The organism is Hoeflea sp. TYP-13, assembly GCF_040932035.1.
Lineage (GTDB): Bacteria > Pseudomonadota > Alphaproteobacteria > Rhizobiales > Rhizobiaceae > Hoeflea_A.
In genome coordinates, this window is record NZ_JBFRBB010000001.1 from 72,970 (window position 1) to 92,838 (window position 19,869).

Here is a 19,869-nt window from a genome sequence, read left to right on the forward strand (position 1 = left end):
ACCGTCCTATTCAGCAGCTGATTTTCTCGCTGCGGCGATCTGGTTGAGAAAAGCTCTCAGCGCAGCCGGACGCAGAGGCTTGTTGAAGATCGATATCGACTGTTCCTCGGCCCTGTTGCGTACGTCGAGCGTCCGGTCTGCTGTCGCCAGAACCGCCGGGATATCGACATTCCAATGTTCACGGATGGATGCGATCACATCGATGCCATTGCCGTCGTCGAGGTGAAAATCGGCAATGATCGCATCGGGTGGGCTTGTCTGGCTGTCGAGCATTGCGCTGACCTGCGCGCTGGAACCTGCGCTGATTACCCCGCAGTGCCACCCGGCCAGCAGAATCTCCAGGCCCTCGACGATCTTGGGTTCGTTGTCGATACACATGACTGTCAGGCCGTCAAGCGACATCGGTGTTGGCGACACGGCCTGCTCGGTTGCCGCTTGACGCACATGTTTGACATCGGTTTCGACCGGTATTTCGACGCGAAAGCTGGTGCCCTTGCCAGGCGCCGATGACAGATGAACCCGATGCCCCAGCACCCGCGCGATACGGTCGACAATGGAAAGTCCAAGACCAAGGCCCGCAGCGGTTTTGGCGCCGTCATCCAATCGGGTGAATTCACGAAAGACCGTCTCGAAACTTGATTGCGGAATGCCGATGCCGGTGTCGACGACCTGAACCACGGCCGTTCCTCCGTGTCGCCGCACGCCAACAAGCACGCGGCCGCTACGGGTATATTTTATGGCGTTGGAGACGAGATTCTGTATGAGCCGTCGCAAAAGGTTCGGGTCGCTGCGCACGATAGCGGAGCTTTGCAGGACCCTCAGTTCAAGATTGTTTTCCGCAGCCAGGGGCGCAAAATCGGTCTCGATGCGACGCAGCACCTCATTGAGCGGAAATACCGAAATTTGCGGTTTCATGGCGCCGGTATCAAGCCGCGAGATATCAAGCACCGCGCCAAGGATCGATTCCACCGATTCCAGGGATGAATCGATGTTTTGCACCAGTTCGCCATTGTCGGATCGGCCGAGCCGCTCCACCAGCGAGGATGAGTAAAGCCGCGCCGCATTGAGTGGCTGTAGGATATCGTGGCCGGCGGCGGCAAGAAAACGCGTTTTCCCGATATTGGCCTCTTCGGCCCGTGTCTGCGCCTGCGCCAGCTCACCATTGACGCGCACCAGCTCGGCGGTGCGTTCGGCAACCCTCTGCTCAAGCGTTTCGTTTGCCCGGGTCAGCGCTTTTGCGGAGGCAACGCGTTCGGTGATGTCGGCATAGGTCGTAACAACGCCCGCGTCTGGCATCGGATTGGATCGGATTTCGATGATCCTGCCCGATTCCGAAAGCGTCAGCGTCCAGGCGATATCCATGGTCAGAAAGCTGTCGATAATGCCTTTGACCTGGTCTTCGCGGATGTCACCGCGTTTGGCGAGCATGGAGACGATATCCTCCAGCGCAACCCCGACCTGGCCGACGGACTCCGGCAACTCCATCAGCGAGCGGAAGCGGCGGTTCCAGACGCTCAGCCGGTTGTTGCGGTCAAACACCGTTATGCCCTGATCCATCTGGCCGAGTGCGCTTTGCAGCAGGTCGCGGTTATATTGCAAGGCTTCCGATGCTTCGTCGAGCAGGCGCGCGGTGTCGGAGGACGTATCGTCTTCCTTCTGGAAAAGCAGCGACAGCACAAGCCGAGCCGAGGCCGATCCGATGGCGCTGCCGAGCAGCTGCTCCGAATAGCGCACAAGGTCCATATCCGCGGGCGCGCTCGGCTCCAGCCAGCGGCCGCGGGTTGTCTCGTAGGTGTGGAAGGACCGTTCGGTACGCTCGACACCGAGATATTTGGTAATTGCCTGTTTGAGCTGCTTGACCGTAATGCCGGTCTGCCAGTCGTTGCGCGCCGGCCTGATCATCGAGCGCTGAGGAATGAAAACGCCGGCCTGCATACGCTCCAGAGGCCTGGCCTGGCGGCTGAGCGAGCCGGCGACGAACAGGGCGAGATTGACCAGCAGGCTGAGGATAACGCTGTTGACGAAGGGGTCGGCGCCCGGGCCGGAGAAAGCATCCGTCCCCGGCAGCAGGAAACCCAGTACAGCAGCGGCAATGGCCGAATTGTCCGGCCCTCCAAGGCTCGGCACAAACAGCAGATAGGCCCAGACGAACATGCCGCCGCAGAGCCCCATGATCGCACCGCGTGCATTGGCTGCCTTCCATAGCAGCCCGCCGAACAATGCCGGGGCGAACTGTGCAATGGCGGCGAAGGACAAAAGGCCGATCGAGGCGAGGCCGGCATTGATGTTGGCTGATCGGTAATAGGCATAACCCAAAAGCAGAATGCAGAAGATGGCGGTTCGCCTGATTTTCAGGATCGCTCCGGTGAAGTCGGACAGATCGCTGCTTCGCCGGATGATGTTCTGGCGCAGCAATATCGGCATGACGATATCGTTTGAAATCATGATGGCGACGGCAACGGACGCCACGATGACCATCGCGGTCGCCGCCGAAAATCCGCCGATAAAGGTGGCCAGCGACAGCCAGGACAGGTCATTGGCCAGCGGCAGCAGCAATACGAACTGATCGCCGGCACCGCCTTCCAGGCTTAGCAGCCCGGCAATGGCGATCGGAATGACGAACAGGTTGATGGCGACCAGATACAGCGGAAACAGATATCTTGCCGTATTGAGTTCGCTCTCCGTGCGGTTTTCCACCACCGTGACATGGAACTGCCTAGGCAGGACGACAATCGCAAAAGCCGACAATACGGTCAGCACAAGCCAACGGGCCGGTGCAGTCTGGTAGCTGAGCGCGGCCATCGCGGCATCGCTCTGACGCGCCTGCTCGATGAGGTGTCCGGGGCCGTCGAAGAGCACGAAGGTTGCAAATAGCCCGACGGCGGTAAATGCGATGAGCTTGACCACCGATTCCGTCGCAACGGCGAGGATCAGGCCGTTCTGGTGCTCCGTCGCATCGGTATGCCGTGTGCCGAAGATCACCGCAAACCCGGCCAGGAGCAGCGCCACGATCAGCGAGATATCGGTCAGTAAAAACAGACCGGACTTGGCCTCGAACGGTGTGTTGGCCATGATGATGGTTACCGACGAGGAGACCGCCTTGAGCTGCAGCGCAATATAGGGGATCGTCCCGATGACCGCGATCAGTGCGACAATGCCTGCAACAGTGGGGTTCTTGCCATAGCGTGCTGCAATGAAGTCGGCGATCGACGTCAGCTTTTCGGCCTTTGCCAGATTGACGATCCGGCGCAGCACCGGCATGCCGATGGTGAACATGAGGATCGGCCCGATATAGATGGCCAGGAACTCATAGCCGCGCTGCGCGGCAAGTCCGACGCCGCCGAAATAGGTCCAGGACGTGCAATAGACCGCGAGGCTGAGCGCGTAGATAAGCGGGCGGCCTTTTCCCACGCTGCGCTTGGCCGCCGACTTGCGGTCGCCATAGCTGGCAATCGCGAACAGCAGCAGCAGATAGAGCAATGCGGAGGTAATGATCACCCAGCCTGCCAGCATATAGTCTTCGATCCTTTCAACAGTCGATATTTCCGCCAGCATAAACGCTATGGCGGCACACGCAAATGAGGACAAAGTGGTATGCAGGTCCTTAAGTGTCTGACTTTCTGCCCAAATAGCTCATCCACAGGCAGGTTTCACCGTTCCGGTTCCGTTGTTCCATTTCTGCCAAACTCGCCCTAGTGTGTTTGCAGATTGAAGTAATAATGCCGGAAATAAAGAGAGGGGACTGCTCATGCTCAAGGAATTCAAGGAGTTCATAGCAAAAGGCAATGTAATGGACCTTGCCGTCGGGGTTATTATTGGCGGCGCATTCGGATTGATCGTCAAATCGCTGACCGGCGACATCATCATGCCGATTGTGGGCGCGATTTTCGGCGGTTTTGATTTTTCCGACTATTTCATTCCGCTAAGTGGAGCCGTAACTGCCACCACTCTTGAAGCAGCGCGCGAACAGGGCGCCGTTTTCGCCTACGGCAATTTCATAACGGTGGCGATCAATTTCCTGATCCTTGCGTGGATCATTTTCCTGATGGTCAAGGGTGTCAACAATCTGCGCCGCAAGGAAGAAGAAAAGCCCGCAGCGCCGGCCGCCCCGCCTGCGGATGTGCAATTGCTGACGGAAATCCGCGATCTCCTGAAAAAATGAAATCCCACTCATCAGCGGTATCGATGGGACCATAAATGATTATGGCGTGATTTTTCCCGCCATTGGGAGTATCGCAACCTTCAGGTCGGGAGGTTGCAGATGACGTTATTGGATGATTTGAGCCCGCAGGCGCGCAATGTGCCGGAAAGCAGCATTGTCGCCGTCGTCAACCATGCGCGGCTGCGGGGCGACGTCATACCGCTCTGGGTGGGCGAGGGGGATCTTCCAACCCCGTCTTTTATCAGCGATGCCACGGTCAAATCCCTACGCGATGGTGAGACATTCTACACCTGGCAGCGCGGAATTCCGCCGTTGCGGCAGGCACTGGCCGACTATTACGGGCGGCATTTCGGCGGCTCCCACGATCCGGAGACCTTTTTTGTCACCGGATCGGGAATGCAGGCAATCAAGCTCTCCATCGAGGCGATCTGCGGTGCCGGTGACGAGGTGGTGTATCTTTCGCCATCCTGGCCGAACATTGCCGCAGCCCTGGAAATATCGAGCGCCCAGGCTGTCCCGGTGGCGCTCGACTACACGGATAACGGCTGGACGCTCGATCTGGAGCGGCTCGCCGGCGCGATCGGCCCGAAGACCAGGGCATTGTTTATCAACACGCCATCCAACCCGACCGGCTGGACTGCAAGCGAGGCAGAATTGCAGGCAATCCTCGACCTGGCGCGAAAAGCCGGCATCTGGATCATGGCCGACGAGATTTATTCGCGCTTTTACTATGCCGGCCACCGCGCACCGTCATTTCTGGATGTGATGGAGGAGCGGGACAGGATCCTGTTCGTCAATTCGTTTTCAAAGAACTGGTCGATGACCGGTTGGCGCGTCGGCTGGATCAAGGCGCCGGCCGAACTCGGACAGGTGTTCGAAAACCTCATTCAGTATTCGACTTCCGGTGTGCCGCAGTTCCTGCAGAGGGGTTGCGTGGTGGCGCTGAATGAAGGCGATGCTTACGTCGAGGAGCAGAAAGAACGAGCAAGGCATGGCCGCGACGTACTTTGCGATGCGCTGATGGCAACCAATCGCGTTCGGTTGCTGAAGCCTGAAGGCTCGTTTTACGCATTTTTCTCTATCGACGGCATGGAAGATACAGGCAAGGCGGCATACCGCATCGTCGACGAGGCCGATGTCGGTCTGGCGCCCGGCTCCGGTTTCGGGCCCGGCGGTGAGGCGTTTCTGCGCGCTTGCTTCCTGCGCCGCCTCGACCATGTGCAGACGGCCGCCGAGCGCCTTGCAAGGTTTATTTCCGGGATCTGACGGTGCCGCTTAAGGAGCAGGCTTCATAACAAAAGGGCGATCGTGCGACCGCCCTTTGAATGTCAGGAATTGAACCGCCTCAGCCGCCCGATTTGGGAACCGTCAGCTTGACGATGCGATCTGATCCTACAGGCCCCTCATTGCTGCCGGCGGCAAACGGAATGCCCAGCGTATACCAGACTTCCTTGACCGCTTCGCACAGTTCGCCAATCAGCTGATCGTCATGGAACGGGCTCGGCGTAATGCGCAGCCGCTCGGTGCCGCGCGGCACGGTCGGATAGTTGATCGGCTGGATGTAGATACCGTGAACGTCAAGCAGCCGGTCCGATGCCTTCTTGCAGAGTTCCGGATCACCGACATGCAGCGGCACGATGTGCGTTTCCGATGGCATCACCGGCAGGCCGGCCTCGGAAAGCGCTTTTTTGGTGGCCTGCGCCTGGCGCTGATGGGCCTTGCGTTCTTCCTGGGATTCTTTCAGGTGGCGGATCGACGTGGTCGCAGCCGCGGCAATCGCCGGGGGCAGTGCCGTGGTAAAGATAAAGCCGGGCGCATAGGAGCGCACCGCATCTATGACGGCACGCGGCCCGGTAATGTAGCCGCCGAGCGCGCCAAAGGCTTTCGCCAGCGTTCCTTCGATGATGTCGATCCGGTCAGCCAGTCCGTCGCGGTCCGTGATGCCGCCGCCGCGCGAGCCGTACATGCCGACGGCATGGACTTCGTCGATATAGGTCATCGCACCGTATTTGTCGGCAAGATCGGCGATGGCCTCGATGGGGGCGATATCACCGTCCATGGAATAGACCGATTCGAATACGATCAGTTTGGCGCGTTGCGGATCGGCCGCGCGCAGAAGCTCTTCGAGGTGCTCCAGATCATTGTGTCGGAAAATTTTCTTTTCACTGCCCGAGCGTTTGACGCCCTCGATCATCGACGAGTGGTTGAGTTCGTCTGAAAGGATCAGGCAGTTGGGAAGCAGGCGTGCGATCGTCGAGATCGAGGCTTCGTTGGAAATAAAGCCGGACGTAAAGACAAGCGCTGCTTCCTTGCCGTGCAGATCGGCAAGCTCAAGTTCAAGCTCCACCAGTGGATGGTTTGTGCCTGAAATATTGCGTGTGCCGCCCGCGCCGGAACCCATTTTGCTGGCAGCATCGCATAGCGAGGAAATCACATTGTCGTTCTGCCCCATACCGAGATAGTCGTTGGAGCACCACACTGTGACCTCGCGCGCGGCCCCGCCCGAGCGGTGGATAGCGCGTGGAAACTTGCCTACTATACGTTCCAGATTGGCGAAGACGCGATAGCGTTTTTCGGCATGCAGCTGGTCGACTGCTTCCTGAAAAATGCTGCGATAATCCATTGAATTCAAACTCCAACTCGCAATTTCCGCACTCGAATGAAGCAGTGAAATGCGGATTGCTGACCCCTGCCTATGGTTCGGTCTGATTATTCAGCAGGCACGGCCACCGTCCTATCAGACTTTAGATGAACTCTAAACAGGAAATTATGCCGCAGCCTTGATAACCATCAAGCCATCACGCCATTTTGTTTGGATTTTTTCGCATTCCGGCCCGCATGCCAATCCGGCGGGTGCCCGATACATCTAGAACAAAAGTCTAATAAACCAAAGTCTTATATCCGAATGGATTATTGCGCCGATCCTGTGTGCGGCTAGCATTTGGCCCGTTCCGTTCAAGAGGAAGCGGGACACTCGATCAGCGACATTCGGGAGGAATTCAATGTCCAGACTAACCATGACACGTCGTGGCTTGCTGAAGGCGGGTGCGGCATCGGGTGTTGCGCTTGCAGCGCCGATGAGCTTCGTCCGCGGCGCCTATGCGGAAGACTTCTGCAACATGCCGACGGGCGGCAGCGTGACGCTCGGCTTCAACGTGCCGCAGTCGGGTCCTTACGCCGACGAAGGCGCCGATGAACTGCGCGCCTACCAGCTGGCGACAAAGCACCTCAACGGTGAAGGCGACGGCGGCCTGCTCAACACATTCTCGTCCAAGGCGCTCAAGGGCAACGGTATTTTGGGCAAAAAGGTGGAATTCGTCACCGGTGACACGCAGACCAAATCCGATGCCGCCCGCGCATCCGCCAAGCGGATGATTGAAAAGGACGGCGCCATCATGATTACCGGCGGCTCGTCCTCTGGTGTTGCCGTGGCGGTGCAGGGCCTGTGTCAGGAAATGGGTGTCATCTTCATGGCGGGTCTGACCCACTCGAACGACACCACCGGCAAGGACAAGAAGCGCTATGGCTTCCGCCACTTCTTCAATGCCTACCAGTCGGGTCTCGCGCTCGGACCGATTCTCGCCGATGAACTCGGCAAGGACCGCACCGCCTATCATCTGACCGCCGACTACAACTGGGGCTGGACCCAGGAAGAGTCGATCAAGGATGCAACAGAAGGCCTCGGCTGGCAGACCGCCAACGCCGTGCGCACACCACTCGGTGCTGGTGACTTCTCGCAGTATCTGACCCCGGTTCTCAATTCCGGCGCCGATGTTCTGATCCTCAACCACTACGGCAAGGATATGGTCAACTCGCTGACCCAGGCTGTTCAGTTCGGCATGCGCGAAAAGCAGGTCAACGGCAAGGACTTCCAGATCGTTGTGCCGCTGTTCTCACGTCTGATGGCACAGGGCGCCGGCGAGAACATCAAGGGCATCCTTGGAACCACCAACTGGAACTGGTCGCTGCAGGACGAGGGCTCGACGGCATTCGTCAAGTCGTTCGGCCAGGAATACGGCTTCCCGCCGTCCCAGGCTGCACAGACCTGCTACGTGCAGGCGCTGCTTTATGCCGACGCCTGCGAGCGGGCCGGAACCTTCTATCCGCCGGAAGTCATCAAGGCGCTCGAAGGCTTCGAGTTCGACGGCATGGGCAACGGCTCAACCCTGTATCGGGCTGCCGACCATCAGTGCTTCAAGGAAGTGCTTGTGGTGAAGGGCAACGAAAATCCGGAGTCGCAGTTCGACCTTCTGGAAGTCGTCAAGATCGTGCCGCGTGAACAGGTCACGTACGATCCCACGATCTTCGGTGGCGACCTCGGCCCGGCAGACGCAAAAGCCTGCTGACACCGCCTGAGGCGGCTTCAATCTCAAACACACCGATCGGCCGTTTTATCGGCCGGTCGGCCAAGCGACAGGTTGTCCGGGGAACAACACTATGGATGCTATTCTTCTTCAATTGCTGAACGGTCTCGACAAGGGCGGCGCCTATGCGCTGATCGCTCTCGGACTGACGCTGGTATTCGGAACGCTGGGCGTAGTGAACTTTGCGCACGGCGCGCTGTTCATGCTCGGAGCGTTTTGCGCTGTTACCTTCAACAAGCTGCTCAACCTCGAGCAAGTTGTCCTCGACGAAACCAAAAAGACGGCCTGGGGTACTGCGACTGAAATCCGCACCCCCTATATCGAAAACTGGTTCGGCGATTTTGGCACGTTTCTTCTCGATTATTCCGTGCCTGTTTCCATTCTGGTCGCAATTCCCGTCATGCTGCTGATAGGCATTGTGATGGAACGCGGCCTGATCAAGCATTTTTACAAGCGTCCCCACGCCGATCAGATCCTGGTCACCTTCGGACTGGCGATTGTGCTGCAGGAGATCATCAAGCATTACTTCGGCGCCAACCCGATTCCGCAGCCGGCTCCGGAAGTCGTTGCCGGCAGCGCCGACATCGGCGCCTGGTTGGGATTGGGTGACGGGCTTGTCTATCCGTGGTGGCGCCTTGTTTACTTCGGCTTCTCCGCCGCCGTCATTGCCGCCGTCTTTGCCTTCCTGCAATTCACCACCTACGGCATGGTGGTGCGCGCCGGCATGCGCGACAGCGAGACGGTTGGCCTGCTTGGCATCAACATCCAGAAGCGCTTCACCGTTGTCTTCGGTATAGCGGCCGTTGTCGCCGGGCTAGCGGGCGTCATGTACACACCGATTCTTCCGCCCGACTATCACATGGGTATGGACTTCCTCGTGCTGTCCTTTGTCGTCGTCGTTGTCGGCGGCATGGGATCGCTGCCAGGCGCGGTGCTGGCTGGCTTCCTGCTCGGCGTTCTGCAGTCCTTCGCCTCGATGAATGCGGTCATGACGATCTTCCCCGGCATAAACCAGATCATCATCTATCTGGTGGCGGTCGTGATTCTGCTGACAATGCCGCGCGGACTTCTTGGCCGCGAAGGCGTGATGGAGGACTAGACCATGAAAGAGATGCTCAACAGAGAACCGTTCGCGCTTGCCGCCTTCACACTCGTCATCCTGCTGATGCCGATCTGGCTGACGCCGTTCGGAGCCAACTATCCCGACCTGCTGCAGAAATTTGCGATATTTGCGATTTTCGCCATGGGCTTCAACATCCTGTTCGGCCTGACCGGTTACCTCTCTTTCGGTCATGCCGCCTTCCTGGGCGTCGGCTCTTATGCGGCCGTCTGGTCGTTCAAGCTGTTCACCATGAATGTGCTGCCGGCCATATTCTTCGGCGTTGCCTTTGCCGGGATTTTCGCGCTGGCGATCGGCTATGTCAGCCTGCGCCGTTCGGGTATTTACTTCTCGATCCTGACGCTGGCCTTTGCGCAGATGTCCTACAATCTTGCCTATTCGGTGCTGACGCCGATCACCAATGGCGAAACCGGTCTGCAGCTGACGCTGCAGGACCCGCGCATTATCGACAACGCGTTCTCCCAGCCCGGTGCCGGCCTGCCCGAGACCAACCTGTTCGGCCTCGATATGAGCGGCTATCCCGGGTTCTATTTCTGCGCCATAGTGCTGATCGTTTGTTTCTTCATCACAAGGCGCATCTTCAACTCGCCCTTCGGCCTGATGCTGCGCGGTATCAAGTCCAACCAGAACCGCATGGGTTATACCGGTTTCGACACCCGACCCTACACGCTGGCCGCCTTCGTGATTTCCGGCATGTTCGCCGGGCTGGCCGGTTCGCTGCTGGCCGTGACCGACCCGCTTGCCGGCGCCGAGCGCATGCAGTGGACCGCATCCGGCGAGGTCGTGCTGATGACCATTCTGGGCGGCGTCGGCACCCTGATCGGACCGATGCTCGGTGCCTGGCTGATCAAATATCTCGAAAACATCTTCTCGTCCTTCAACGAGGCGACCCTGGAACATTTCTTCTCGTTCCTGCCGGAAGGCCTGCAGGCCGTTGCGGTCGATGTTGCCAGCCTGTTTGTCGGCGAAGGCTGGCACCTGACGCTGGGCGTGTTGTTCATGCTGATCGTCATATTCCTGCCCGGCGGCCTGATGGAGGGATGGCGCCGTCTGGTACGGCGCTTCTCCGGCGGCGGGGGCGGCAAACCCGAAACGGCCTCGGCCATACAGCCGGCGGAATAGGAGGATATGGTCATGGTAGCCAACAGCGTTCTTCATGTGGCCGATGTCCACAAGAGTTTCGGCGGCCTCAAGGCCCTCAGCGACGTCGATCTCAACGTCGAGGAAGGCACCACCCACGCCATTATCGGCCCCAACGGTGCCGGCAAGTCGACATTGCTCAATGTCTGTGTCGGACGTATCAAGCCGGACAGCGGCCACGTGGTTTTCAATGGCGAGGTGCTCGACAATCACACACCGGACGAGATTAATCAGCTCGGCGTGTCGCGGGTTTTTCAAACCCCGGAGATCTTCTCCGATCTCACCTTGCTCGACAATGTGATGATCCCGGCCTTTGCCAGCCGCGACGGCTCGTTCAGCCTCCGGCCGTTTTCGAAGCTGCGGCACGAATCAGCCATTCGCAAACAGGCAGAAAAAACCCTGGCCGATGTTGGTCTCGCTGTCATGAAGGACCGCGAGGCGGCTTCTCTCTCGCGCGGCGACAAGCGCCGGCTGGAGCTGGCCATGTGCCTTATTCAGAATCCGAAACTGCTTCTGCTGGACGAACCGACGGCCGGCATGTCGCGCCATGATACCAATCGGACGGTTGACCTTTTGAAGACCATTAAACAGCGTGGTATGACTAAGGTTATCATCGAGCATGATATGCACGTGGTGTTTTCGCTGGCCGACAAGATTTCGGTTCTGGCACAGGGCCAGATCATCGCATCGTGAACGCCGGACGAGATTAAAGGGAACCCGAAAGTACAGGAAGCTTATCTTGGTGGAGCGCACTGACATGTTGACCAAAACGGAAGCAACCCATCTTGAGGTTGCCGGACTCGATGATGCCCTTCCAAACCCACGCGATTCCTTTTTCAGCGTTCGCGACATCCATGCCTATTACGGCGAATCCTACATCGTCCAGGGTATTTCACTCGACCTCAAGGAGGGCGAGATCTTGGCGCTTCTTGGGCGCAACGGCGCCGGCAAGACATCGACCCTGCGCACCATCGCAAGGGTGGATGATCCGGAGCTCAAAAAGGGCGAAATCTATCTCGGCGGCGAAAGCCTGCATGACAAGAAATCCTACCAGGCGGCTCAGATGGGCATCCAGCTTGTCCCGGAGGACCGCCGTATCATCGGCGGACTGACGGTCGAGGAAAATCTGATCCTGTCCCAGGTCGAGGAGCCGCTCGGCTGGGAGCTGGAGCGTATCTACGAGCATTTTCCGCGCCTTGCCGAAAGGCGCACGCAGATCGGCACGACCCTGTCGGGCGGCGAGCAGCAGATGCTGGCGGTCGCACGCGCACTGGCCCGGGACGTCAAGCTCCTGCTTCTGGACGAGCCCTATGAAGGGCTGGCGCCGGTCATCGTGCAGGAGATCGAGAAGATCGTCCGCCAGATCAAGGAGATCGGTATTACGACGATCATCGTCGAGCAGAATGCCGTTGCCGCGCTCAAGCTCGCCGACAAGGCCGTCATCGTCGACATGGGTGAAGTCGTCTATTCCGGGCTGGCCAAGGATGTCCTCGACGACGAAGACCTGCGCAACGAATATCTGGCTATATAGCCGGACACCATCTCAACACTGTTTTCACAAGCGATACCTGGCAGCCAGAAGGATTTCCTGGCTGCCGGTTTTTTTGTTCTTCACAAATAGCAGAAGAAATTCAGCTTGTTGCCGCTCTGCGTTGTCTTCTACGGCAGCGTAATGGACAGCTTCCCCTTCAGATAGGTGCTGCCGCCCTTGTCGATCGCATCGAGCCGGCGCCCGGAAAATCCGCCGGAACCGGTCGCGCCTTCGAAACGCCCGGTGCCGGTCAGCTCTTCGAACCGGGCTTCGACCTCGATGCCGTCCGGCCCGGTGCTGCGTGCCGTGCCGCTATAGGGAGCCCTGAGCTCGGATCCGTCCTCGAACGTCCATAGAGCATAGCCGTGAAAAGTGCCCGTCCCGTTTGTCAGGTCGAACCAGCCATCATAGCGATGGACCGCAACCTCTCCTTCCGGAAATATTGCAAGGCCACGGAATTCGGCAATGCCGACAATATGGGATTTGTCATCGAGGATCGGCATCGCCTGGGACGAACGCACATGCATAACCGCCTCGTACTCGCGCTCGGCCGTTGCCGCGTGAGCCGCGGTCAATGTCCCGAATACCAGCAACACGCCGATTAAAATCCGCATCATGATCTGTTCTCCCGGTTGATGGTTGAATTCACGCATATCGCAAGAGGCAGGGCAAGCTTCCGGTTACTCGGAGCTGTGAATGTGTCTTGAAAGTACAATCGATCTCTGATCTCATCGCGTCGATTGCAACCCGGAGTAACGCCTATGATGATCGAATATCTGCTGACCGCGACGATCGTCGTGTTGCTTCCGGGGACGGGTGTGCTCTACACGCTGGCATTCGGACTTGCCAGGGGATGGCGTGCCAGTGTGCTTGCCGCACTTGGCTGCACACTCGGGATCGTTCCGCATATCGTAGCCAGCATCGTCGGGCTTGCGGCCCTGCTCCATACGAGCGCGCTTGCCTTTCAGGTCGTCAAATATCTTGGCGTCGCTTATCTGTTTTATATGGCCTGGGGTATCCTGCGCGACGGCGGCACATTGCAGGTCACGGCCGAGCGGACATCTGTCAGCGCATTCAGGATCATCCGCAACGGGCTTCTGTTGAACATTTTGAACCCCAAACTGTCGCTGTTCTTTCTGGCATTCCTGCCGCAGTTCGTGCCGGTGGGCACAACCAGCCCCACCATCTTTATGCTGGGGTTGGCCACCGTATTCATGGCTTTGACATTCGTCGTTTTCGTTGGCTACGGGGGATTTGCCGCCGCCACGCGCCGCCACGTCATATCAAAGCCGGCAGTCATGCGCTGGTTGAAACGCGGCTTTGCCGGCGCGTTTGGCGCCTTGGGATTGAAGCTGGCATTGTCAGATGCCTGACTGGCCGCGGGCGGCGCAACCAAAGGTTGGTTAACGAAGCCTAAACCGCATGGTCGTATCCTGAAATCATATTGGTATGGGTGTTCAAACGCCCACTTGCATGATGCACAGCGCCTGCTACCGGCGCGGACCTGGCCTGTTTATTAATTCCAGAAATTCAGCATGCTGGCCGAATTACCGGCGGAAAATGTTCTTCACTCGCTCCGGCCCCGTGCCCGATTTCGGATACGACTGATCTTTGCGCGGTGAATTATGTCCATCAGAAAATCCCTCGTCTTCAAGCTGGCGCTGCCGGTTCCCATTGTTATCTTGCTTTGCCTGGCAATTGCATGGTTCCTTGTTCCGAACATCGTAATAGGCAACGCGCTTGACGCAGCGACGCAAGCCGGCCTGCAGACCGCGAAGCAGTTCAAGATCATTCGCGGCTACTATACGGAAAACATCATCAAGAAGGCCAAGGCCACAGGCGGCCTCAAGCCGGCGATCGATCATGCCGGCCAGCCGGATGCCATCCCGCTCCCGGCCACGCTTATTCATGATCTGAGCAACCTGCTGTCCGCCGAAAACACCACCATGGCGCTCTACAGCGCCTACCCCTTCCCCAACCGGGAGGGGCGGGTCATGGACGACTTCATGAAGAGCGCCTGGGCATTCCTGAATGAGAACCCGGATCAGGTCTTCAAACGGCAGGAGGTGCGTGACGGCAAGACGGTGATGCGGATTGCCATAGCAGACAAAATGGCCGTTCAGGCCTGTGTCGACTGCCACAACGCCCATCCGCAAACGCCTAAAAATGACTGGCAACTTGGCGATGTGCGCGGCGTGCTGGAAATAGACTCAAACGTCGACCAGGCCTTGGCTGCGGCGTCGAGCCTGAAGGATAACATCCTGCTCGGCATATTCCTTGCGGGTCTTGCGATATTGGCGGTTGTCATTGCCGGTGCAAGCGCGATTTCAAGGCCGATCAAGAAGATGACGGGCGCCATGGGTAAAATAGCCCATGGCGAGCTGGATACGGATGTCCCGTGCCTGGAGCGCCATGACGAGCTGGGCCATATGGCGAAGGCCCTTGAGGTGTTCAAGGAAAACACCGGCCGCAATGTGGAACTGGAAGCCGAGCAGGCCGAGCAAAGGCAGCAGAAAGAGGCGGAGGAGGCCGAGCAAAAACGGCACGATGCAGCAGTTGCCGCCGAACGCGAGCGGGTTGCCGAAAGCTTCAGCCAGGCCATGGCCGCCGTATCGCAAAAGGACTTCAGCTACCGCATTACGGATGATTTCCCGCCGGACTATCAAAAGCTGAAGGAGGATTTCAACGAGACCTTCACGCAGTTGTCGATGATCATCGACCGTATTGGCGATGCGTCGGCGCACATTTTGTCAAGCTCCGGCGAGATCACCGTTGCCGCCGACAATCTCGCAGGCCGTACAGAGCAGCAGGCTGCGACTGTCGAGGAAACGGCGGCGGCGCTTGAGGAAATCACCTCGGCGATGAAATCCGCGAGCGAAAGGGCCAATGAGGCTAGCGGTCTCGTTGCAACGGCAAAGGACAACGCTGAAAAATCCGGCAACGTGGTTCGCAAGGCAATCGACGCGATGAACAAGATTGAAACCTCGGCAGGGGAAATCACGAATATTATCGATGTCATCGACGATATTTCTTTCCAGACCAATCTGCTGGCGCTCAATGCCGGCGTCGAGGCGGCGCGTGCAGGCGAGGCCGGGCAGGGTTTTGCCGTGGTTGCCACCGAGGTGCGGGAACTTGCCCAGCGGTCGGCCACTGCCGCAAGCGAAATCAAGACGCTGATTGAGACCTCCGGTGAAAATGTGAAGGCCGGTGCGGCTCTGGTCAACGATACCGGCGATGCCCTTGAAACCATCGTCACCGATGTCGGCAAAATCAACCAGCATGTCGAGGCAATTTCCGGGGCGGCCGGTGAACAGTCGCTTGGACTTCAGGAAATCGACAAATCCGTCAACAATATTGACCGTGGTACGCAGCAAAATGCTGCTGTTGCGGAAGAGGCATCGGCTGCAAGCCAGACGCTGAAACAGGAAGTTGCGAGCATTGACAGGATGTTGCGGGAATTCAAAACCAGCGCATCGGCATCCAAGGCCGCGCCGGCCGAAGGTGGTGACGACCCGCTGCTTGCAGCGGGCTGAATATCACGCAGCCAATCAGGCCAGGTGGGTGAAAATTGCTAGTTCACCCATCTGGTGCCTTCTTCCTTCTTGGTCTTCAGGGCGTCGGCAGAGATATTCTGCTTCGGCGCTTTCGGGGCAAAGAGCTCGATTTCCTGCGAAACGCCGACCAGCCTGTGTTTGCCCGTTGAAACCCAGGCACCCGGCTCATTGGCGGCGATCTTGCTGGTGACGAGTGCGTGCGCCTCGGCTGCCTTGGTCAGCGTCTCGATGCGGGAAACCTCGTTGACCGTAGGTCCGATGACCGAGAAGGTCAGCCTCTCCGCGACGCCGATATTGCCGAACATGACTTTGCCGGTGTTGAGACCGACCCCGAAGCGAATGGGAACCTTGTTGTCTTTGGTGCGTTCGTCATTGACCTGCTCGCGCATGGAAAAGGACTCCCTCAGCGCCATCGTCGCGGCCTTGGCGGCTTCCGGAAATTCCGCTTCGGTCTGGTACGGGAAGATCGCAAGCACGGCATCGCCGATGAAATCAAGCACCTCGCCGCCATGCTTGATTGCCGATCCTGCAGTGCATTCATAATAGTGGTTGAGGAGGTCGAAATAGTCGTCCGGCGCCATCGTATCGGCCATAGCGGTTGAATCGCGCAGGTCCGAAAGCCAGACAACGGCCTGTGTTTCCTGGCCGTCTCCGCGCTTGATCGCGCCATCGAGAACCTGCCTGCCGGCCTGGCGCCCGAGATAGGTCTCGACAATGTTGCCCGCAATCCGGGACTGAATTGCAGTCTTGCCGGCAACGGCCATGCGACGCTGGATTTTCTGCAACGCTGCAACGTCGTCATCGGAAAAGCCGCCCGGACGGTCGGACGACCAGGCAACGAGCAATCCGAACGCCTTGCTGTCTTTTGTCGTGTCGGCACTGTCGAACGCGGTCATGATCGTCAGATAGTCGGTCATGCCCTGTTCGATCAGCTCCTCCAGGATCGGAAAGTCGACGAGTTTGTTCGGACCGTCCAGATAGCGCCGCAGCACACTGACATTGTGCTCGAACATGAAATGCATGGGGCTTTTCAGAAAGTCTTCCGAGCGCTCGTTCTGGTGCCTGAACTGCTCCAGTTCCGGCGGTTTGCCGCGCAGCCACAGGACGGTTTCGGCCTGGAACAGCGGATGCAGGGTTGGCCAGGTCAGGCGCGCACGCGCCAGAGGAACGCCGGCGGCGTAAAGCTGCTGGCAGACCGCTTCGAACATCTCGACGATGTCAGGCTCGGCCAGAGCCTGATCGATCAGCCATTCGCCGATCTCTGAAATCAGGGGATTATCCGCCATTTTTGTCGCCCTCGATCACTAACTGCGGGTTGGACACTATAAATTGTGCTCCACCCGGACGATTGCAAGGGAAGGTACACTGCTCCTGACAGAAGGCTGTCAGGAGGCCCTGTCACGCATCGGCGGTGTCCGGGTTGCCCGGCGCCGTCTGCCAGCCGAGATCGGGCAGGGAAATGACCCGGTTGCCGCGCAAATCGCTCGAGCACACGAGAAAGCCGTTTTCTTCCATATAGCCAAGAAGCCAGCGGGCGCGGCCGGTCGATCGCGTGCCGTAAGCGGTGGCGATCGCAATATTGGAGGGGCATGCCTCTTTCTGGGCGGCGGCACGGGCCAGAAGCAGATAAACGCCGCGCATATTGTCCGGCAGCTGTGAGGCCATCAGGGTTGCCTGTGACCATTCTTCATCGCCCACCTCCTGCGTCAGGCCGCCGGCCCTTGCAACGGGCAAAAGCTCACGGAAAGCCTGCAGATCGGGCGGGCGGGTGATTTTCTTGATGCGGCAGCGGACCTGGAAATCCTGGTAGAGGATGGCAACGGCCTGATAGGCAGCCTCGGGGTCCTCCATCATTTCTTCCAGAATGCCGGCAATAGTCGCCTCGCGCTCGTCCGGCGACAGGCCGTCCTCGATGAACAGGTCTTCGCGTGGCGCGGGTTCGGATTTCGCGGCTGCGAGCTGATTCATGACACCAGTCGGATCGACCGGGCGAGGGGTGGCGCGCTCGACCGGCGGCATGTTGCCGGGGCCAACGGCATACAGTAGCTCCTGCACATCCTCTTCGGCCGGCTGTTGCGGCAACGGCATCAGCTTGGGACTGGAGCCCATGCCGCGCGTCTTGACCGGCCCTATGGAGACCTGCAAAGGCCTGCGGCTGAGGGCCGGGCCGAGCGCCACGAACTGGCCCCTGTCGAGATTGCGGAACGTCTCGGCCTGCCGGCGCTCCATGCCGAGGAGATCTGACGCGCGCGCCATGTCGATATCGAGGAATGTGCGGCCCATGAGAAAGTTGGAGGCCTCGGCCGCAACGTTCTTTGCAAGTTTTGCCAGGCGCTGCGTCGCTATGATGCCGGCAAGACCGCGTTTGCGGCCGCGGCACATCAGATTGGTCATGGCGCCGAGCGACGCGCGACGCGCCTCCTCGGTGAATTCCCCCGATGCGGTCGGCGCGAAAAGCTGTGCCTCGTCGACGATCACCAGCATCGGATACCAGATTTCCCGTGCCACCTCGAAAAGCCCGTTCAGGAACGCGCCCGCCGCTTTCATCTGCTTGTCGGCATCAAGCCCTTCCAGGTTGAAGACGACGGAGACGCGGTGCTGGCGCACCCGTGCGGCGATCATCTGGAGGTCGCGTTCGGTGCCGTTGGCATCGACGACCACGTGGCCGTATTCTTCCGCCAGGGATACAAAATCACCCTCCGGGTCGATGACGGCCTGCTGGACCCAGGGCGCGCTTTGCTCAAGCAGCCGGCGCAGAAGATGCGATTTACCGGAACCCGAATTGCCCTGCACCAGAAGCCGCGTTGCCAGCAGCTCTTCAAGGTCCATTTCAGCCGGAAGACCGGTTTTCTGGGTGCCGAGGTCTATTTGTACGGTCATGCGCGCGTGGCGTCCGTGGGTGGAAAGTCGATTTGTTGAAACGAACCGGGAATCCGGTCAGCTAGGTGTTAGCAGACCGGGCGGACCGGGTGCAATAATCTGCCGCGCCATAATTGTGAGTAGTGGTCAGTCATCGACGTTTGGCGGATCGTCACCCAACAGATAACGCGGTCCGCTGCCGTGTGAGCGGGCCCGGTCTTCCGGGTTGTAGAGGGTGCATTTCCTGAGCGACAGGCAGCCGCAGCCGATGCAGCCGTCAAGATTGTCACGCAGCCGCACAAGGGTGTCGATGCGTGTGTCCAGCTCGCTGCGAAAGCCGCGGCTAATCTTTGTCCAGTCGGCCTTTGTCGGCGTGCGCCCCTGAGGCAGAGCCTCCAGCTGCTTGCGGATCTGCTCGATCGTAAAGCCGAAACGCTGGGCAATCATGACGAAGGACAACCGCCTTATGTCGGAGCGGAAGAACCGCCGTTGCCCACCGGAATTGCGTTCTGCCGCAAGCAGGCCCTCTGCTTCGTAGTAGCGGATCGCTGAAACCGTAAGTCCGGTGCGTCGCGCCAGTTCACCGATGGCCAATCTGTTGTCTGCACGCATTGGAATACTTTCGTTTTAGGTGTCGAAAAATATTGCTTGACCTCAAGTTAACTTGAGGGATTACGATGTCAATATCAAAGAGTTGATCATCGAGATTGAACGGAGTTTGTTATGACGAAAGCAACGCTGGAACATGCGAATATCACGGTTAGCGATCCGGTAAAAACGGCAAATCGCCTGTGCGAGTTATTCGGCTGGCACATCCGCTGGCAGGGCGAGGCGATCCATGGCGGCATGACCGTCCATGTCGGTTCGGACGACAGCTACCTGGCGCTTTATACCCCCGGCAAGCGCACAAGCGCGCCCGCCAGCAGCTACATCACGACCGGCGGCCTGAACCACATCGGTATCGTGGTCGATGATCTCGACGCCGCCGAGAAAAAGGTGGCTGAGGCCGGCCTCGAGCCGCACTCCCACGCCGACTATGAGCCCGGTCGCCGCTTCTATTTCCACGATGATGACGGCATTGAATTCGAAGTTGTCAGCTACGCGACCGTTCCCGCCTGAGGCGCGGCGCACGAGTAAGA

16 protein-coding genes and 1 pseudogene are annotated in these 19,869 nt (G+C 58.8%); 11 read left to right on the forward strand and 6 right to left on the reverse strand.

Features of this window, described 5'->3' with window-relative positions; all coding sequences use genetic code 11:
• Positions 1 to 6: 6 nt before the first annotated feature.
• Entirely contained in the window at positions 7 to 3,513 is a 3,507-nt protein-coding gene (locus ABVT35_RS00315) for a NahK/ErcS family hybrid sensor histidine kinase/response regulator (protein ID WP_368466234.1), read from the reverse strand.
• A 235-nt stretch (positions 3,514 to 3,748) separates the two neighbouring features.
• Here ABVT35_RS00315 and mscL point away from each other — a divergent pair, with 235 nt between their 5' ends.
• Positions 3,749 to 4,162, forward strand: coding sequence for a large conductance mechanosensitive channel protein MscL (gene mscL, locus ABVT35_RS00320; protein ID WP_368464030.1), 414 nt, complete (start codon positions 3,749 to 3,751; stop codon positions 4,160 to 4,162).
• A gap of 99 nt (positions 4,163 to 4,261) precedes the next feature.
• Positions 4,262 to 5,428: a pyridoxal phosphate-dependent aminotransferase gene (locus ABVT35_RS00325; protein ID WP_368464032.1), complete on the forward strand. Its 1,167-nt coding sequence runs from the start codon at positions 4,262 to 4,264 to the stop codon at positions 5,426 to 5,428.
• Positions 5,429 to 5,507: 79 nt separating this feature from the next.
• Here the strand turns inward: ABVT35_RS00325 and hemA are convergent, their stop codons facing one another.
• Positions 5,508 to 6,785, reverse strand: coding sequence for a 5-aminolevulinate synthase (gene hemA, locus ABVT35_RS00330; RefSeq protein WP_368464034.1), 1,278 nt, complete (start codon positions 6,783 to 6,785; stop codon positions 5,508 to 5,510).
• A gap of 379 nt (positions 6,786 to 7,164) precedes the next feature.
• Here hemA and ABVT35_RS00335 point away from each other — a divergent pair, with 379 nt between their 5' ends.
• The 6 genes and pseudogenes from ABVT35_RS00335 (at position 7,165) to ABVT35_RS00360 (ending at position 12,317) form a co-directional block, all read left to right on the forward strand.
• Positions 7,165 to 8,508, forward strand: coding sequence for a substrate-binding protein (locus tag ABVT35_RS00335; protein WP_368464036.1), 1,344 nt, complete (start codon positions 7,165 to 7,167; stop codon positions 8,506 to 8,508).
• A 91-nt stretch (positions 8,509 to 8,599) separates the two neighbouring features.
• Complete coding sequence (locus ABVT35_RS00340) at positions 8,600 to 9,625, forward strand: branched-chain amino acid ABC transporter permease (RefSeq protein WP_368464038.1); 1,026 nt, start codon at positions 8,600 to 8,602, stop codon at positions 9,623 to 9,625.
• A gap of 3 nt (positions 9,626 to 9,628) precedes the next feature.
• Positions 9,629 to 10,768, forward strand: a complete 1,140-nt coding sequence (locus ABVT35_RS00345) for a branched-chain amino acid ABC transporter permease (protein WP_368464040.1) — start codon at positions 9,629 to 9,631, stop codon at positions 10,766 to 10,768.
• A 12-nt stretch (positions 10,769 to 10,780) separates the two neighbouring features.
• Positions 10,781 to 11,479, forward strand: a complete 699-nt coding sequence (locus ABVT35_RS00350; protein WP_368464041.1) for an ABC transporter ATP-binding protein — start codon at positions 10,781 to 10,783, stop codon at positions 11,477 to 11,479.
• A gap of 3 nt (positions 11,480 to 11,482) precedes the next feature.
• Positions 11,483 to 11,542, forward strand: a pseudogene (locus tag ABVT35_RS00355) (hypothetical protein); the annotation flags it as partial.
• Between the two features lies 1 nt (position 11,543).
• Positions 11,544 to 12,317: an ABC transporter ATP-binding protein gene (locus ABVT35_RS00360; RefSeq protein WP_368464043.1), complete on the forward strand. Its 774-nt coding sequence runs from the start codon at positions 11,544 to 11,546 to the stop codon at positions 12,315 to 12,317.
• Between the two features lie 128 nt (positions 12,318 to 12,445).
• On the opposite strand, the gene ABVT35_RS00365 is transcribed toward ABVT35_RS00360, so the two are convergent.
• Positions 12,446 to 12,934, reverse strand: a complete 489-nt coding sequence (locus ABVT35_RS00365) for a hypothetical protein (RefSeq protein ID WP_368464045.1) — start codon at positions 12,932 to 12,934, stop codon at positions 12,446 to 12,448.
• A 144-nt stretch (positions 12,935 to 13,078) separates the two neighbouring features.
• Here ABVT35_RS00365 and ABVT35_RS00370 point away from each other — a divergent pair, with 144 nt between their 5' ends.
• On the forward strand, positions 13,079 to 13,690 hold the full coding sequence (locus tag ABVT35_RS00370; protein WP_368464047.1) for a LysE family translocator: 612 nt from the start codon (positions 13,079 to 13,081) through the stop codon (positions 13,688 to 13,690).
• Positions 13,691 to 13,942: 252 nt separating this feature from the next.
• On the forward strand, positions 13,943 to 15,850 hold the full coding sequence (locus ABVT35_RS00375; protein WP_368464049.1) for a methyl-accepting chemotaxis protein: 1,908 nt from the start codon (positions 13,943 to 13,945) through the stop codon (positions 15,848 to 15,850).
• Between the two features lie 38 nt (positions 15,851 to 15,888).
• Here ABVT35_RS00375 and ABVT35_RS00380 read toward each other — a convergent pair whose 3' ends face one another.
• The 3 genes from ABVT35_RS00380 to soxR form a co-directional block, all read right to left on the reverse strand.
• Positions 15,889 to 17,157, reverse strand: a complete 1,269-nt coding sequence (locus ABVT35_RS00380) for an adenylate/guanylate cyclase domain-containing protein (RefSeq protein WP_368464051.1) — start codon at positions 17,155 to 17,157, stop codon at positions 15,889 to 15,891.
• Positions 17,158 to 17,269: 112 nt separating this feature from the next.
• A complete protein-coding gene (locus ABVT35_RS00385) occupies positions 17,270 to 18,751 on the reverse strand; it encodes an ATP-binding protein (RefSeq protein ID WP_368464053.1) in 1,482 nt (493 codons plus the stop codon).
• 126 nt (positions 18,752 to 18,877) lie between these two features.
• Positions 18,878 to 19,342, reverse strand: a complete 465-nt coding sequence (soxR, locus tag ABVT35_RS00390; RefSeq protein WP_368464055.1) for a redox-sensitive transcriptional activator SoxR — start codon at positions 19,340 to 19,342, stop codon at positions 18,878 to 18,880.
• A gap of 111 nt (positions 19,343 to 19,453) precedes the next feature.
• Here soxR and ABVT35_RS00395 point away from each other — a divergent pair, with 111 nt between their 5' ends.
• The gene (locus ABVT35_RS00395; protein WP_368464057.1) at positions 19,454 to 19,849 is read left to right on the forward strand and encodes a VOC family protein; all 396 of its coding nucleotides are present in this window, start codon (positions 19,454 to 19,456) and stop codon (positions 19,847 to 19,849) included.
• The last annotated feature ends 20 nt before the right edge of the window (positions 19,850 to 19,869 follow it).

Bases quoted from the DNA above. Each gene is read 5' to 3' on its own strand.
- ABVT35_RS00315 (WP_368466234.1), bottom strand. From the start codon at position 3,513: ATGCTGGCAGGCTGGGTGATCATTACCTCCGCATTGCTCTATCTGCTG.
- mscL (WP_368464030.1), top strand. From the start codon at position 3,749: ATGCTCAAGGAATTCAAGGAGTTCATAGCAAAAGGCAATGTAATGGAC.
- ABVT35_RS00325 (WP_368464032.1), top strand. From the start codon at position 4,262: ATGACGTTATTGGATGATTTGAGCCCGCAGGCGCGCAATGTGCCGGAA.
- hemA (WP_368464034.1), bottom strand. From the start codon at position 6,785: ATGGATTATCGCAGCATTTTTCAGGAAGCAGTCGACCAGCTGCATGCC.
- ABVT35_RS00335 (WP_368464036.1), top strand. From the start codon at position 7,165: ATGTCCAGACTAACCATGACACGTCGTGGCTTGCTGAAGGCGGGTGCG.
- ABVT35_RS00340 (WP_368464038.1), top strand. From the start codon at position 8,600: ATGGATGCTATTCTTCTTCAATTGCTGAACGGTCTCGACAAGGGCGGC.
- ABVT35_RS00345 (WP_368464040.1), top strand. From the start codon at position 9,629: ATGAAAGAGATGCTCAACAGAGAACCGTTCGCGCTTGCCGCCTTCACA.
- ABVT35_RS00350 (WP_368464041.1), top strand. From the start codon at position 10,781: ATGGTAGCCAACAGCGTTCTTCATGTGGCCGATGTCCACAAGAGTTTC.
- ABVT35_RS00360 (WP_368464043.1), top strand. From the start codon at position 11,544: ATGTTGACCAAAACGGAAGCAACCCATCTTGAGGTTGCCGGACTCGAT.
- ABVT35_RS00365 (WP_368464045.1), bottom strand. From the start codon at position 12,934: ATGATGCGGATTTTAATCGGCGTGTTGCTGGTATTCGGGACATTGACC.
- ABVT35_RS00370 (WP_368464047.1), top strand. From the start codon at position 13,079: ATGATGATCGAATATCTGCTGACCGCGACGATCGTCGTGTTGCTTCCG.
- ABVT35_RS00375 (WP_368464049.1), top strand. From the start codon at position 13,943: ATGTCCATCAGAAAATCCCTCGTCTTCAAGCTGGCGCTGCCGGTTCCC.
- ABVT35_RS00380 (WP_368464051.1), bottom strand. From the start codon at position 17,157: ATGGCGGATAATCCCCTGATTTCAGAGATCGGCGAATGGCTGATCGAT.
- ABVT35_RS00385 (WP_368464053.1), bottom strand. From the start codon at position 18,751: ATGACCGTACAAATAGACCTCGGCACCCAGAAAACCGGTCTTCCGGCT.
- soxR (WP_368464055.1), bottom strand. From the start codon at position 19,342: ATGCGTGCAGACAACAGATTGGCCATCGGTGAACTGGCGCGACGCACC.
- ABVT35_RS00395 (WP_368464057.1), top strand. From the start codon at position 19,454: ATGACGAAAGCAACGCTGGAACATGCGAATATCACGGTTAGCGATCCG.